This window comes from Catenuloplanes japonicus, assembly GCF_000717135.1.
In the GTDB taxonomy this organism is placed as follows: Bacteria; Actinomycetota; Actinomycetes; order Mycobacteriales; family Micromonosporaceae; genus Catenuloplanes; species Catenuloplanes japonicus.
This window is the reverse complement of the sequence record NZ_JNXY01000045.1, coordinates 20643-36049: the sequence shown is the minus strand read 5'-3', so window position 1 is coordinate 36049 and position 15407 is coordinate 20643. Positions and strand designations below refer to the sequence as shown.

General features: G+C 72.6%; 10 protein-coding genes. 6 read left to right on the top strand and 4 right to left on the bottom strand.

Annotated features, from left to right (window positions below; genetic code table 11):
• The first annotated feature begins 80 nt into the window (after positions 1-80).
• Complete coding sequence (locus OP04_RS44805; protein ID WP_033346157.1) at positions 81-1937, top strand: alpha/beta hydrolase; 1857 nt, start codon at positions 81-83, stop codon at positions 1935-1937.
• Between the two features lie 86 nt (positions 1938-2023).
• Positions 2024-3271 carry a formaldehyde dehydrogenase, glutathione-independent gene (gene fdhA, locus OP04_RS44800; RefSeq protein WP_033346156.1) on the top strand — a complete coding sequence of 416 codons (1248 nt, stop codon included), beginning with the start codon at positions 2024-2026 and terminating at the stop codon, positions 3269-3271.
• A 74-nt stretch (positions 3272-3345) separates the two neighbouring features.
• Here fdhA and OP04_RS44795 read toward each other — a convergent pair whose 3' ends face one another.
• The gene (locus OP04_RS44795; RefSeq protein ID WP_033346155.1) at positions 3346-3708 is read right to left on the bottom strand and encodes a MerR family transcriptional regulator; all 363 of its coding nucleotides are present in this window, start codon (positions 3706-3708) and stop codon (positions 3346-3348) included.
• A 57-nt stretch (positions 3709-3765) separates the two neighbouring features.
• Here OP04_RS44795 and OP04_RS44790 point away from each other — a divergent pair, with 57 nt between their 5' ends.
• Together OP04_RS44790 and OP04_RS44785 are read left to right on the top strand one after the other, a co-directional pair.
• Positions 3766-4458, top strand: coding sequence for an SDR family oxidoreductase (locus OP04_RS44790; protein ID WP_033346154.1), 693 nt, complete (start codon positions 3766-3768; stop codon positions 4456-4458).
• Between the two features lie 220 nt (positions 4459-4678).
• Positions 4679-5536 (top strand): alpha/beta fold hydrolase, encoded by an 858-nt coding sequence (locus OP04_RS44785; protein WP_033346153.1) that lies wholly within the window; start codon positions 4679-4681, stop codon positions 5534-5536.
• Here OP04_RS44785 and OP04_RS44780 read toward each other — a convergent pair.
• Positions 5529-5972: a GNAT family N-acetyltransferase gene (locus OP04_RS44780; protein WP_033346152.1), complete on the bottom strand. Its 444-nt coding sequence runs from the start codon at positions 5970-5972 to the stop codon at positions 5529-5531. The two genes, OP04_RS44785 and OP04_RS44780, sit on opposite strands and share 8 nt — an antisense overlap.
• A gap of 369 nt (positions 5973-6341) precedes the next feature.
• On the opposite strand from OP04_RS44780, the gene OP04_RS44775 reads away from it, so the two are divergent.
• Together OP04_RS44775 and OP04_RS44770 are read left to right on the top strand one after the other, a co-directional pair.
• Positions 6342-7253, top strand: coding sequence for an NAD(P)/FAD-dependent oxidoreductase (locus tag OP04_RS44775; RefSeq protein ID WP_033346151.1), 912 nt, complete (start codon positions 6342-6344; stop codon positions 7251-7253).
• Positions 7253-8023, top strand: coding sequence for a sulfite exporter TauE/SafE family protein (locus OP04_RS44770; protein WP_198154232.1), 771 nt, complete (start codon positions 7253-7255; stop codon positions 8021-8023). Before OP04_RS44775 ends, OP04_RS44770 begins: the two co-directional genes overlap by 1 nt.
• On the opposite strand, the gene OP04_RS44765 is transcribed toward OP04_RS44770, so the two are convergent.
• Both OP04_RS44765 and OP04_RS44760 read right to left on the bottom strand, forming a co-directional pair.
• Positions 8020-9213 carry a hypothetical protein gene (locus tag OP04_RS44765; RefSeq protein ID WP_033346150.1) on the bottom strand — a complete coding sequence of 398 codons (1194 nt, stop codon included), beginning with the start codon at positions 9211-9213 and terminating at the stop codon, positions 8020-8022. The two genes, OP04_RS44770 and OP04_RS44765, sit on opposite strands and share 4 nt — an antisense overlap.
• Positions 9214-9216: 3 nt before the next feature.
• The gene (locus tag OP04_RS44760; protein ID WP_051800023.1) at positions 9217-15276 is read right to left on the bottom strand and encodes an RHS repeat-associated core domain-containing protein; all 6060 of its coding nucleotides are present in this window, start codon (positions 15274-15276) and stop codon (positions 9217-9219) included.
• Positions 15277-15407 lie beyond the last annotated feature (131 nt).

Sequence of the window (15407 nt, the reverse complement as noted above, 5' to 3'; positions counted from 1 at the left end):
TCCGCCTCCCTCGCACGGGGGAGGCCGACTCTATCCGAGGGGGGAAGAACGGCCGCGCGCCCGTTCATAGGTTTCTGTGCATGAGAATTGCGAAGATCGCGGCGTTCGTGGTCGCCGTCGGTGTGCTCGCGGCGGTCGCGGTGTGGCCCGGTCCGTCCGGGACCGTGCAGGCCGGGCCGCTCACCATGAGTGAGTGTGAGTACAGGACCGAGGCCGGGACCGTGGCGGCCGAGTGCGGGACGCTGGTCGTGCCGGAGAATCGGCGCGATCCTTCCTCGGATCTGATCGGCCTGCCGGTGGTCCGGATTCCGGCCGCTTCCGGAGCGGCGTCGCGGGAGCCGATCTTCCGGCTCGGTGGCGGGCCCGGCAACACGAACCTGAAGTTCCCGCAGGCCAGCCGGTTCACCGACACGCATGACGTGGTGCTGGTGGGCTATCGCGGCATCGACGGTTCGCGGCGGCTCGACTGCCCCGAGGTCACCGGATATTTACAGACATCTGACGATTTGTCGGCCGAGGTGAGCCTGCCGTTCAAGGCCTGCGCGGACCGGCTCACCAAGGACGGCGTCGACCTGACCGGATACTCGCCCGCGCAGCGCGTCGACGACATCGAGGCCGCCCGGACCGCGCTCGGCTACCCGCGGATCAACCTGCTCAGCTCCAGCGCCGGCACGCGTACCGCGCAGATCTACTCCTGGCGCCACCCGGCCTCGATCTTCCGGTCCGCGATGCTGTCCGTGAACCCGCCCGGCCACATGGTCTGGGACGCAGGCATAACCGACAACCAGATCCGGCGGTACGGAGAGCTGTGCGCGGCCGACACCGGCTGCGCCGCCCGCACCGGCGACCTGGCCGCGTCCATGCGCGCGGTGGCCGCGGACCCGCCCGCCCGCTGGGGCCCGTTCGCCATCAAGCCCGGCAACGTCCGGATCGTCAGCATGTTCGGCATGCACCACAACGGCGCCGCCTCCGCCCCGGTCAACGCGCCCACCGTGATCGACGCCTACCTCAGCGGCCCCGGCGCGCTGTGGGCCATGTCCGTGCTCGCCGACCTGCAGATGCCCGGCACGATCGTCTGGGGCGAGTTCGCGTCGTTCGCCATGATCGACGCCCCGGGCGGGCGCGCGCTGTCCGACCCCGGCTCCATCCTGCGCGGCGCCGCGACCCAGTTCCTGTGGGGCTTCCCCGACGTGTGGCCGGACAGCCCCGACAACGCCGAGTACCGCACGGTCCGGGAGAGCGCGGTCGAAACGCTCCTGGTCAGCGGCAGCGTCGACTTCTCCACCCCGGCCGAGCTGGCCACCCGCGAGCTGCTGCCCGCACTCCCCAACGGCCACCAGGTCATCCTCCCCGAGCTCGGCCACACCGCCGACTTCTGGGAACACCAGCCCGACGCCGGAAAGCAGCTGCTCCTGACGTTCTACGACGCCGGCCGCGTGGACTCGTCCGCCTTCACGACCCGCCCGGTCAACTTCGATCCCGGTGCGCTGAACATGTCCACCATCGCCGCCGTCCTGATCGGCGTGGTGGCCGGCGGCGCACTGCTCGCCCTGGCGATCCTGGCTGCGCTGGTCTGGCGCGTGCGCCGTACCGGTGGCGTGGGTCTGTGGTGGCGGTTGTTGACGCCGTTGCCGCTGGGCCTGGGCGGCTGGTTCCTGGGCGCGCTCGTCGCCTGGACCCTGGCCCCGAGCCTGTTCGTCGCCGGCGGCCCCGTGGTCGTCCCCGCCGTCGGCCTGACCGTGGGCCTCGGCGCCTACCTGACCTGGAACCGTCCACCGAGGACCGGCCTGATCATCGCGCCGGCCGCCTCCCTGCTCGGCGCGCTGCTCGGCCTCCTCGCCGGCTCCGGCCTGACCGCCCCACTGATCGCCATCCTCGGTGCTGTCGCCCTGGCCAACCTGGCCCTCCTGGCCTTCAACCCACGACCCGCGGCGTGATGTCGGTATGGGCAGGTCTTGAGAGTATTGACGGTTTCCTTTACCTCCCGGGTGCGCGAAACATGGGCCTCGTAGAGGAGGCAACGATGCCAGCCAATCGCGCAGTGATGTATCAGGGGCCCGGCAAGGTCGAGGTGCGGGACATCGACTATCCCGCGTTCGAGATGAGGGACGGGCCCGGGGTCAACAAGGCCAACGTGGGACGGCGGACGCCGCACGGGGCGATCCTGCGGACCGTGGCCACGAACATCTGCGGCAGCGACCAGCACATGGTGCGCGGGCGGACCACCGCGCCGGAGGGCCTGGTCCTGGGGCACGAGATCACCGGCGAGGTGGTCGAGGTCGGTTCCGACGTCGAGTACATCAAGGTCGGCGACATCTGCTCGGTCCCGTTCAACATTGCCTGCGGGCGGTGCCGGAACTGCAAGGAGGGCAAAACCGGCATCTGCCTGAACGTCAACCCCGACCGCCCCGGATCCGCCTACGGCTACGTCGACATGGGCGGCTGGGTCGGTGGCCAGGCCGATTACGTGCTGGTCCCGTACGCGGACTGGAACCTGCTCCGCTTCCCCGACCGTGACCAGGCGCTGGAGAAGATCCTGGACCTGGCGATGCTGGCCGACATCTTCCCGACCGGCTACCACGGCTGTGTGAGCGCGGGCGTCACCACCGGCTCGACCGTCTACATCGCCGGCGCGGGCCCGGTCGGCCTGGCCGCCGCCACCTCGGCCTGGCTGCTCGGCGCCGCCGTCGTCATCGTCGGTGACCTGAACGAGGAACGGCTCGCCCAGGCGCGCAGCTTCGGCTGCGAGACCGTGGACGTGTCCCGCGGCGACCCGGCCGAGCAGGTGCAGCAGATCCTCGGCCCGTCCGCGCCCGCGATCGGTGAGCCGCTGGTCGACGCCGCCGTGGACGCGGTCGGTTTCGAGGCGCGCGGCCACGGCGCGGACTCCGGCACGGAGATGCCCGCGACCGTGCTGAACTCGCTGATGGACATCACCCGGGCCGGCGGCGCGATCGGCATCCCCGGCCTCTACGTCACGGGCGATCCCGGCGGCGTCGACGAGGCCGCGCGCGTCGGCTCGCTGTCGCTGCGCCTCGGCCTGGGCTGGGCGAAGTCGCATTCGTTCGTGACCGGTCAGTGCCCGGTGATGAAGTACCACCGCGCGCTCATGATGGCGATCCTGCACGACCGCGTCCAGATCGCCCGCAACGTCAACGCCACCCCGATCCCCATCGACCAGGCCCCGCGCGGCTACCAGGACTTCGACCAGGGCGCCGCCAAGAAATACGTGATCGACCCGCACGGCCTGTGCGGATCACCGCGTTCCTGACACCCCAAGATCAAAATCATCCATCGGTACGGCCGGGGCCGCGACAACGATCGGCCGTCCGGCCGCACCGGTGGTCAGGAGTAGGCGCAGCCGCTCCGCGGGTCGTTCGCGTGGAAGATGACCCGGTCGAGGCGGTCACGCGCGCTCAGCAGCGCCGTGATCTGCGCGTCGATCCTGGCGCGCTCGGCCGCCAGGCGCGCACGCGTCTCCGGCGTGCTGGCGTGCGTGTCGATGTGGGCGAGCAGTTCGCAGATGGTGCGGCTGGAGAGGTTCGCCGCGAAGAGATCCTGGATCAGCGTGACCCGCTCGACCGCGTCGCCGGCGTAGTGCCGCTGGTTGCCACCGCTGCGGACCGCCGTGAGCAACCCCTGCTCCTCGTAGTAGCGCAGCGATCGGATGCTCACGCCGGTCCGCGCGGACAGGTCGCCGATGCGCATGAAACCTCCGTCACACGACTTGCAGCTCACATTCATGTGAGGTTTTAGCGTACCGGCATGCAGATCAACGGAGCAGTTGCCCTGGTCACCGGCGCGAACCGGGGCCTCGGCCGTCATTTCGCCCTCCAGCTCCTCGAGCGCGGCGCCGCCAAGGTCTACGCGACCGGCCGCCGCCCCTTCACCCTGCCCGGCGCCGAGTTCGTCCCGCTGGACGTCACGGACCCGGCGTCGGTCACGGCCGCGGCCGTCCTGGCCCCGGACGTCACGCTGCTGGTCAACAACGCCGGCGTCACCACCTGGACCGAACTCGTCACCGGCGACCTCGCCGAGGTGCACCGCGAGTTCGACACGAACTTCTGGGGCCCGCTGCACACCGTCCGCGCGTTCGCCCCGGGCCTGCGCGACGGCGCGATCCTCAACGTGCTGACCGCGCTGACCTGGGCCGCCTCCCCCGGCAACAGCGCCTACGCCGCCTCGAAGTCCGCCGCCTGGAACCTGACCAACGCGGTCCGCCTCGAACTCGCCGCCCAGAACACACAGGTCACCGCCGTACACCTGGGCGCCGCCGACACCGACCTGGCCGCCGGCGTGGACGTGCCCGCGCACCTGCTGAGCGCGCCCGAGGACATCGTCCGCACCGCGCTGGATGGCCTGGAGGCCGGCGACTGGGAAGTCCTGGCGGACGACACGGCCCGTTTCGTCAAGTCCGGCCTGGCCGGCGACCCGCGCGCCTTCTACGGCGCGGCATGATCGGCAGGCCCTGCCATGGTGCGCGCGGGCGGGTCCTGGCTCCGGACCGGCACCGCGCGGGCGGGTCTCGGCTCTGGACCGGCACCGCGCGAACCGCTGCCCGCGGGAGCATGCGGGCCGGACCACCGCGTGAGTGGGAAAATCCGCTTTCAGGCTTGTGATCGTCGCCCTTGTCCGATCGCGGTGATCGACCTCTGCCGCTGCGGCTAGGCTCACGATCGTGGAGAAGATCGCGCTTTCCGACGGCCGGACGCTGGAGTACCTGGTCGAGGGTCCGGCCGGCGGCCGCCCGCTGGTGTTCCATCACGGCACCCCCGCGGGCGGAGTCCTCCCCCGCCCGCTGATCGACGCCGCCGCCCGGCACGGCCTGCGCCTGGTCATGCCGAACCGGCCCGGCTACTGCGGCAGCACCAGCCACCCCGGCCGCCGCGTCGCCGACGTCGCCGCGGACGTGACCGCGCTGCTCGACGCGCTCGGCGCGGACGACTTCGTGACCGTCGGCTGGTCCGGCGGCGGCCCGCACGCGCTGGCCTGCGCCGCGCTGCTCCCGGACCGCTGCCGGGGCGCGGCCACGATCGCGGGCGTGGCACCGTTCGGCGCGCCGGGCCTGGACTGGCTGGCCGGCATGGGCGAGGACAACCTGGCCGAGTTCGGCGCCGCGTTCCGGGGTGACGAGCCGCTCGACGCGTTCCTGACCGACGCCGCGGCCGGACTGGTGAACGTCGGCCCCGACGAGGTCATCGCCGCGTTCGGCGACCTGCTGTCCGACGTGGACACCCGCACGCTGCGCGCCGGGATGGCCGACTACCTGGCCGCCGCCTCCCGGGCCGCGGTGGCCGAGGGCATCGCCGGCTGGCGCGAGGACGACCTGGCGTTCGTCACGGACTGGGGATTCCGACTCGACGAGCTGCGCGTTCCGGTAGCGATCTGGCAGGGCGACCAGGACCGGATGGTCCCGTTCGACCATGGGCGCTGGCTCGCGGCGCACGTATCCGGCGCGGACGCGCACCTGCTCCCCGGTGAGGGGCACCTGTCGCTGCTGGCCCGTGCGGACACGATCGTGGGGGCGCTCAGCTGACCGGCGGCCGGGCCAGGTAGGCGGTCTTGGCGTCCGGGGAGAACCCGCAGGCGCGGTAGAACGCGTGGGTTCCCGGGGTACGCGAGCCGGTCATCAGCATCGCCTTGTAGCAGCCGGCATCCCATGCGCATTGCAGCGTGGCCGCCATGATCTGCCTGCCGAGCCCGGTGCCGCGGTGTGCCTCGTCGACGACGACGTTCTCGATGACGGCGTAGGGCGAGGCCGCCCTGGTCATGTTCGGGATGATGTTGAGGTAGGTCGTGGCGACGATGTTTCCGTCTGCCTCCAGGACGAACAGGTGCAGGTCCGGGGAGGCCAGGATGCGCGCGAACGCGGCTGCGTCCGATCCGTCCTGGACGACCGGATCTCTGGCATGCAGTTGCCGGTACAGGCGGCGTATGTCGTCGAGGTCGCCTTCACCCGCTTCACGGAACACCCGGAGAGCGTAGCGAACAGGGTGTTTGCTTTTGTCGAGCTGTCGGTGTCGAGGGGTGGGGCTGACGCGAACAAATGGGAGGCGGTCGTGCGGCGGGGTTTCGGGAGATAGCGGGCTATGCGCTCTGGGTGGGTCCCCGACCGACTCGGGGGCGTCGGGCTCGCTCTACCGCGCTGAGCCTGAAAGCTGACTGATCTTCCGGAGTCGAGGTTCGGATCCCCGCGACCGGCGACGCCCATGATCGCAAGGCCGGCGCCGGCACCCAGCAGTGCTGTCACGGGGGTACGCAGGCGGGGGTGCACGGCCGTCATCACTCGATGCATGCCGGCCATCGTGTCAGCCGGAGGCCCGCGCCGTAGGGTCACGATCATGGACGTTGTGGTGGTGGGCGCCGGGATCGCCGGGCTGTCGTGCGCACGCGCGCTGGTGGACGGTGGTGCGCGGGTCAGGGTCGTGGAGCGGGGGCGGGTGGTCGGCGGGCGGCTGGCCAGCAAGCGCTACGACGGGCGGTACGCGGACATCGGCGCCGCCTATCTCGTCGCGGACGATCCCGCGTTCGAGGCGCAGGTCGCGTCGTGGGAGTCGCGCGGGCTGGCCCGGCCGTGGACGGACACGCTGCGCGTCTATCCGGGCGGCGCGCCGAGCAGCGGCCCGGTGCGGTGGGCCGCGCCCGGCGGTCTGCGCTCGCTCGCCTCCGACCTGGCCGACGGCCTGGACATCGCGCTGAACACCTCGCTCGACGCACTGCCCGTAAACGCAAACGTAGACGCGGACGCGGTGGTGCTGGCCATGCCCGGCCCGCAGGCGCTGCGCCTGAACCCGCCGCCGGGCATCGTCGCGGCCGCGACCGCGCAGACCTGGCACCCGGTGATCGCGGCCGTGCTCACCTATCCGTCGCGCGCGTGGGGCGACCTGCGCGGCGCGTTCGTCAACGAGCATCCGGTGCTGGCCACGGTCTGCGACGACGGCGACCGCCGCGGCGACCGGGCGCCGGTGCTGGTCGCGCACTCGACCGCCACGCTGGCCGCCGCGCACCTGGACTCCCCCGCCACGGCCGGCCCGATCATCGCGGACGCCGTGGGCGAGTTGCTCGGACTCCCCGCCCCGGCGCGGATCGACGTGCACCGCTGGACCTACGCACAACCCGAACCCCGATCCGGTGGGTACGCCGTCGACGGCGACGTCTGGCTCTGCGGCGACGCGTTCGGTCGTCCCCGGGTGCAGACGGCCTGGCTCTCCGGCCGCGCGACGGCCCAGGCTCTGCTCGGAGGAGCGCGCTAGTGGATCTCACCACCGTTGAATGGATCATGCTGGCCGGTGCGGCGCTGCTGATCGGGTTCGCGAAGACCGGGGTCGGCGGCGTGGCCGGTGTCGCGGTGGCCGTGTTCGCGATGGTGCTGCCGGCCAAGGAGTCGACCGCGGCCGTGCTCGTGCTGCTCATCGTGGGTGACGTGCTGGCGGTCGCGCTGTACCGCAAGCACGCGGACTGGCGGCTGCTGGTCCGGCTGCTGCCCGCGGTGGTGCCCGGCCTGTTCCTCGGCGCGTGGTTCGTGCACGTGGCGGACCAGACGCTGATGCGCCGCTCGATCGCGGTCATCCTGCTGATCATGGCGGTGCTGCAGCTCTGGACGTCCCGGCGACGCCGGGAAGCCGCACAGCAGGCGGAGACGCGGGAGGCAGAAGCGCCGGGCACGCCCGTGAAGCGCCTGGCCCCGATCGCGGTCGGCGCGGTCGCCGGGTTCGCCACCATGACCGCGAACGCGGCCGGACCGGTGATGACGCTCTACCTGCTGCTCTCCGGCCGTACCGTGATGCAGTTGCTCGGGACCGGCGCCTGGTACTTCCTGCTGGTCAACGTGGCGAAGATCCCGTTCAGCGCGAGCCTGCACCTGTTCAGCGCGGACGCGCTGCTGATGGACCTGATGCTGATCCCGGTCCTGCTGGTCGGCGCCGCGATCGGCACGGTGGTGGCACGCCGGATCTCGCTGCGCCTCTTCGGCGACGTGACGCTCGCGCTCACGGCCGTAGCGGCGGTGCTGCTGCTGATCTAGCCGGCGCGGCGGACGCACGCGGACAACGCGCCGACGGCCGGCCACCACACCAGAAGCAGCGCCAGGAACGCCCAGCGCCGGTCGACCGGCCAGATCGGCGCCGGCCGTGCCGGACCTTCGCCGTTCATCGCGTCCGCCGCGATGTCGACCGAGGTCACGCCGTCCGGCAGCCTCAGCAGGTCCTCCGCCGGCCCGCCGTCGGCCGGGACGCGCAACACCCGGACCGTGTCCACCTCGGACGCCAGGCCGATCGAGGTCACGTCCACGGCCCCGGCATATCCGGCCACCACCATGGTGCCGGTACCGGACCAGCCGAGCAGGTCCCCCACCGGCGTTCCCCGCAGCACCACCGGCGCGCTGCGGGCCACGCCGGTGACCGCGTCGATGATGCTCAACGCCCAGCCCTCGGCGGTCGGTGCGCCGAGCACCAGCCCGGTCCCGTCCGGCGTCCACGCGCCTTTCCCGGCGAGCACGGCGCCGGCCGGGAGCGTGAACGTGCCGGAGCGGGCGCCGTCGGTCCCGGCCACGACGACGGTGCCGCCGTCCTGGAAGGCCACGTGCCGGCCGGAGGGGGAGAACGCGGCCCAGAACCCGGGCCGGGCCGCGTAGTCCCCGGGCAGGTCGCCGAGCCGCAGGAACGCGCCGGAGCCGAGATCGAGCAGGCCCAGCTCGGTGCGGCCGGTGACCCGGGCGACCGCCAGGCGTCCGCTGTCCGGGGCGAACGCGAGCGCGGCGTAGTACCCGTCCGGCACGCCGAACGTCCGGCTGTCGCCGGTGTCCACCGCGGTGACGGCGAGGTCGCCGTTCCGGTCGTCGTGGGCGAGTGAGTGCCCGTCCGCGGCCAGCAGCACGGTGCCGCCGGCCGAGCCGGGACCGCCGAGCGGCAGGAGCCGGTGGTCGCCGTCCGGGCCGACCACTGCGACGGACGCGTTGTCCTGTAGATCCTCCAGTGCGAGCGACTGGCCGCCGACGATCACCGCCGCCGCGCCGAGCGGCGCGGCGGCGAGGCGCGGGGTCCACGGCCAGGGCAGCCCGAGCGCGGCCGGGACCGCGCTCACGGTGCCGCCGCCGGTGGTGCCGTGCGGTGGCAGCGCGAGCGCGGTCCCGGCCGCCACCGCGGCGGCCAGCGCCGCCGCGGTGACCCACCGCGGGGCACGACGGCCCCGCGGTGGCTGGTCAGGCGTGACCATGGACTAGAAGCACTCGGGAGCCCAGATGCCGCGGCCGCCGACGCAGTAGATCGCGACACCGGTCGGGAACTTGGCGTACAGGTTCGCGCTGGCCCGCATGCCCCACAGCCAGTACCGGCGTGCCGGGAACGTGAACGCGTCCACGTCGTAGCCCCGGCCGCCGAGCTGGTATCCGGGACGGACCAGGTACGTGTGGATCCGGCCCTTGTGCACCCGGCCGCAGCACCACGCGTCCCAGATCCACTGTGGTCCCTTCTTCATGTTCGTGATGTCGCCCGCCCGCATGTTCCGGCCGGACCAGTTGACCACCTTGCCGCACAGGCGTCCCTTCCAGCGGCAGCCCTCGTTACCGTCGAGGTCGACGCAGGTGTTCGGGTCACCGGAGCAGTAGTCGTACGCGGTGGCGTTGCCGCCCTCGATCGGGTCGGTCTGCAGGAACCGGCCGATGGTCGGATCGTAGACCCGGGCGCCCATCAGCACGGTCCGTCCCTGGACGTCCAGGGCGCGCTGCTCGCTGCCGAGCCAGCCGTACCGGCCGGTGGCCAGCCCGTTGCGGTTGACGCCGTACTCGTCGGTCTCCCGCACGTCCACCGACAGGTTCGCCGGCGTGTAGAGCAGGTTGACGTCGCCGTGCAGGCCGGTCAGGTGCAGCGTCACCGCGGAGCCGACCGTGGTGGCGATGAAGCCCCGGTCGGCGCCGCGCACGTTGCGGGTCACCGCGCCGGTGGCGACGTCGTCGACGGTCCAGTCCGGCGTGTCGCTGTCGTCCCGGTAGTGGTTCTCGGTGCTGGAGATCGCGGTCCAGGCGCCGGTGTCCTCCTGCACCTCGACCGTGGTGGTCGTGACCCGGCGGGCCGCGTCCCGGTCCCAGGTCTCCCGCACGTTGTCCAGCGTCTGCGTCCGGGCGTGGTCGTCGGCGTAGTAGCCCACCGCGATCCCGGCCGACGTGGTGGTGGTCCGGCCGAACGCGTCGTACGTGTACCCGCCGTCCACGATCCGGTCGGCGGCGTCGTACGTGTGCGTGGTGCCCACCGCGCCGTCGCTGGTGCACGGCTCCGCGGGCGCGGCCGTGGCCGAGGACGCGCTGGTCCGGTTGCCGTTCGCGTCGAACCCGTAGGTGCGGCGCGTGCAGACCCCGTCGAACACGTCGTCAACCGCGGCGATCCGGCCCAGGTCGTCCAGCGTGAACTGCTGCTCGGACAGGCCGGTGTGGCGTACCCACTGGTCGTGCACGGTCAGCTCGACCGTGTCCTCCAGCAGTACGGCGTCGCCGACCGTGTACGTGCGGGCGGTGGCGGTGCCGACCGGGTCGTAGACGTTCTGCTGGACCACGCCGCCGGGCAGGCCCTGCCGGACGAGACGGCCGTCCGCGTCGTAACCGGCCGTGATCACACCGGCGACCGAGTCCGTGGTGGCGGTCAGCACGCCGCGGGCGTCGATCGCGGTGTCGTAGGTGAACGTGGTCGTGCCGACCGGGTCGGCCTGCTCGATCACGTCGTCCAGCAGGTTGTACGTGTACCGGGTTACCGCGCCGGACCCGTCGGTGTAGGCGATCAGGCGGCCGAGCGCGTCGTACTCGTTGCGGACCTGCCGGCCCTCGTCGTCGCCGGTGGTGACGACCAGACCGGTCTGCGGGTGGTACGTCGTGCGCACCGTGCTCACCGCCGTGCCCACGCCGCCGGTCACCGTGACCGAGCTGATCCGGTCGGCCGGGTCGTACCCCGTGGTGGTGGTCCTGGTCTGGCCGTTCGCGGTCTCCTGCGAGCTGGCGATCAGGCCGTTACCGGTGTAGGTCGCGACCGTGGTGACCAGCTCGTCCACGTCCTCGGCGCCGCCGGTGACGGTGGACTTCGGCGCGGTGCGGCAGAGCAGGTCGGCCAGTTCCGGACGCCCGTTGCAGGCGCCGGTGCCGGTCGCGGACCAGTACGTGCTGAGCGTCGTGCCGGCGTCGTTGCCGTTCGACCCGGGCAGCCGCTTCTCGGTCAGCCGCCCCTGCGTGTCGTAGTAGCTGCGCTCGACCGCGGCCGCGCCCTGCGGCTCGCTGGTGCTGACCGTGATCAGGCCGAGCGTCCAGTCGTACTGCAGCGCCAGCTCGTTGGTGTCCACGTCGACCGCGTAGCCCGGCACGGACGCGCCGGCGACGGTGCCGGTCACCATGTTGACCCGGACCGCGTTCGCGGGCCGGCCCTGGTCGTGGGCGAACACGCTGTGCCGCCGGGCCGCGGCCGGGTTGCCGGCCGCGATGGCCGGCAGCGCACCGTTCGCGGGCAGCGTCTCACCGAGGATGACCAGGTGCAGCGGCGCGAAGTTCGCGGTCTGCCGCAGCCCGTCCGCGCTGTAGGCGACGGTCGAGGCCAGCATCGCGCCGCGCTGGGCGGCGGGCTGACTGGCCAGGCCCAGCGCCTGCAGCTCCGCGACGGCCTCCGCGGTCGCCCCCAGCGCCAGCTTCCGGTTCTCCGCCGAGAGGCTGAAGACCTGGTTGCCGAACTGGTCGAACGCGAAGCTGGTGATCCCGCCGTCCGGCGCGGCCGCGTTCACGGACCGGCCGTCCGCGTCCAGGTAGACCACGTCGGCCCGCCGGTAGGCGGTGGCGGGCAGCGTGTTCCGCCCGGTGTGCGCGGACGGGACCGTGTCCGGCGGCAGGATCGCGACGGCGCGGACCGGCACGCTCGGCTGACCCCATCCGGCGATCGTGGTGGCGCTCAGGTCGTACGGCGCGCCCGTACCGGAGACCGGCACGTCGTAGACCACGCTGGTCTTCGCCTCGCCGCTCACCGTGGACGCGGTGCCGGCCGCGAGCGCCGGTCGGGTCACGGTCAGCAGCATGCCCGGCCCGGAGGCGGGGGCGGCGCCGGCCTGGCCGTAGCCGAACGTCCAGGGCAGCTGGCCCGGCGGGGTCAGCGTGGCGACCCGGCCGTCCGCGTCGTAGGTGTACCCGGTCCTCAGCGCCGGCGAGATCCTCGGGTCCCAGCTCTGGCTGAGCCGGCCCTGGGCGTCGTAGGCGTAGGTGGCGACCGCAACGGCGGTGGAGGCGGTGGCGTTCGCCGCGGTCGTCCACAGCCGCAGCTCGCGCAGCTGCCCGGCGACGTCGCCGCCGGTGGTGGCCGTGGCGTAGACCAGTTGCAGCACCCGGCAGCCCCGGGTCGCCGGCGTGGCGGCACAGGTCTCGGTGGTGGCCGCGGTCGTCGGCGCGGTCACGGTCAGCAGCCGGGCCCGGCGCACGCCGTCCGTGCCGAGCACGGTGTCGTACCCGTAGGCGGTGGTGGAGTTCTCCGCCGTGGTGCGGGTGCGGGTCACGGAGTAGACCGTCATGTCCGTGGTGACCTTCGCGAACGTGGCGGTGGCCCCGTCCGCGACGTCCTTGAGCGTGTAGACGTCCGTGGTCGCGTCATAGCTCAGGCTGAGCCGTTCCGCGCCGGTCTGCGGGTGCCACGTGCCGTCCGTGCGCTGCGTGAGGATCGTGGTGTACCCGGTGCCGTTGCCGATCGTCACGGTCGGTCCGGACCGGCGCAGCCACGCGATGTTGAACGATCCGGCCACGGCGTACTGCGTGGTCCACTGCGGGCCGAACGGCGCGACGTGCGGCTCGGCCGCGCCCGCGGACGGGGAACGGGACGAGCTGTGCCGGCTCAGGCCGAGCCCGAAGCCGGACACGTCGGAGCTGCTGACCGTGAAGTCGCCGGTGAGCATGTTGAGGCTGCCCGGCCCGACCTGCTGCACGGTGCCGACCGCGCCGAGCGGGTCGACCGTGATCCGGACCGGGTCGGTGTAGGACGTGCCGGTCGACGAGGTCAGGCCCGCGCGGATCTCCACCACGCCGCCGGCCGCGCCGAGCGTGCTCAGCGACGACCAGGTGAGCGCCGCGGACTTGCCGCCGGTCAGCGCGACCGGCCAGGTGACCGCCGCGCCGCCGTTCGTGACCGCGGCCGCGGGGATGTCCTGCCATGATTCGACCGCGGCCCGGCGGTACTGGAACGTGGCCGAGGTCAGCGTGGACGGCCCGGCCGCGGTGAGCGTGACCGGTCCGAGCGACTGCGCGCCGCCCGCGGGCGAGGTGACGGCCGCGGAGCCGACCGAGAACTGGTACGACGTGACCGCGGAGACGTTGCCCGCCCGGTCCCGGGTGCGCACGTAGAGCGTGTGCGGCCCGTTCGTGGCCGGGGTGACGCTGACCGTGGCGCTGCCGCCGACCGCGGCCGGGTTCACGGCGGTGACCGGCGGGTTCGTGTCCAGCCCGTAGAGGTAGCTGACCGCGTCCGTGGCCGTGGTGCTCAGCGCGAACGCGCCGGCCTGCCCCGCGGCCTTGCTCCAGGCGCCGGACGGGTAGTCGGTCGAGGTGACGCTCGCGCCGGCCGGCGGGGTGGTGTCGACCGTGAACTCGCAGAACGACGACCAGGCGGACGTGCCGGTGCTGTCGGTGGCCTGCACCCGCCACTTGTAGCTGGTGCCCTCGGTGAGCGCGGCCGAGATCGTGGCAGCCGCGGTGCCGCCGGACGCGACGTTCGCGACGGAGGCGGAGCCGAGCGCGGCGGTGCCGGTGAGCGTCCACCACTGGAACGTCACGGTGGCCGGCGTGGCCTCACCGTCGGTGACCACGGACTGCAGCTTCGGCGTCTTGGAGCTCAGGTACGGCCGGGTCGTGCCGGTCACGCACGCGGACACCGGCGAGGTGCTGCGCGCGCCGACGGTCGGCACCGAGTTGTAGCTGACCACGGAGTACGGCACCTGCGCCGCACTGTCCGCGTTGCGCGACCGGAACTGCTTGAACGCGTTGCCGTCCGTCTCGCTGGCCCGCAGGCCCATGTAGCCGGTCGCCTGGTTCGCGGTGGCGGCCTTCTGGAAGAACGTCTTGGAGTTGACGCTGACCCAGCCGTCGTTGCACGAGGAGCTGTAGCCCTTGGTCGCGGTGGACGTGGCCTCCTTGGCCGTCCAGGCCGGCTGGCTGGTCCAGCGGGTGTCCGCGGACGCGGCGCCGGTGGTCCAGATCTCCCAGGTCGCGGCCGTGCAGCTCGGGCTCCACCAGTTCCAGAAGTAGGTGGTGGCGGCCGTGATCTGCTTGCCCTTCAGCGCGGATGTGTTCCAGTGCACGAACGCGCGCGCCTTGTCGCCGGCGACGATGCCGAGCTGGAGGTCGTTGTCGCCGCCGTGGTCGCCGGTGAGCCCCTCCTTGACGTACGTGTCGAACGTCGTGGAGAGCGGGTTCACGGTCGGGTCGATGATGATCGGGTAGACCCGGTCGGCCGACTCCAGCCAGGACGTGTCCGGTCGCAACCGCAGGTTGACGCCGTTCTTCGCCGTGGTCTTCGTGCTGTTCACGGACCGGCGGGTGACCGGGCGGCCGTCGTCCGGCGTGGCGGAGTCCCACATTAGCGGCGCGGGCGAGCGGGCGATGACCCGGCCCTTCGCGTCCGCGAGCGTGACGGTGCCGCCCTCGTCGACGGTGTGCGTGGTGGCGTTCTTCGCGCTCAGCGGCAGCGTCACGTCCTTGACGTGCGCGAGGCCGGCCTTCTCCTTGACCACGAAGAGCTGCTGGAAGCCGGTGCGGGTGGCCTTGACGACCAGGTCGACGCCGGGCTTCACGTCCGGGTAGGTGGCGGTGGTGCCGTCCAGGACCGGCGTGGGCAGCGGTCCGGTCCAGGTCATCGTGGTCCGGTCGTCGCCCTTGCCGACCGCGGCCAGCGCGGTGCTGCCGCCGGTGACCGCGCCGGAGATGGTCAGCCCGTTCGGGTGGGCGACCGGCGCGACCGAGCCGTCCGGCCGGGCGCGCAGCGTCAGGTCGACGTCGTGCCAGCCGGCCTCGTCCTGGAAGCGCACGACGCCGGCCGCCACGGTGGCGTCGAAGGAGCCGTCCGGCTGGGCGAAGACCTGCTCGGTCTCGCCGCGCAGCGCCTCGACCTCGACCGGGCCGCCGCAGAGGCGGGCGCTGATCGCGGCGGAGAGCTCGTCCGGCTTGACGGCCGGGCAGGCGGGCCGGTCGGCGTCGCCGCGGTCCGGCGCGGCCACGGCCGGGGCGGGCGTGGTGAGCACCGCCAGCAGGCTCGCGACCAGCGCGATCGTGGTCACGCCCGCGGTCGGTACCCGTTTTTGGGCGCGCAAGGGTATGGAATCTGCCATGTGTGAACCCCCGATGTCATCCGGGTTACGGCCGCCCGGAGATAGATGAGCGTGCGGAAGCGTAAGGCGCTTGATCCACA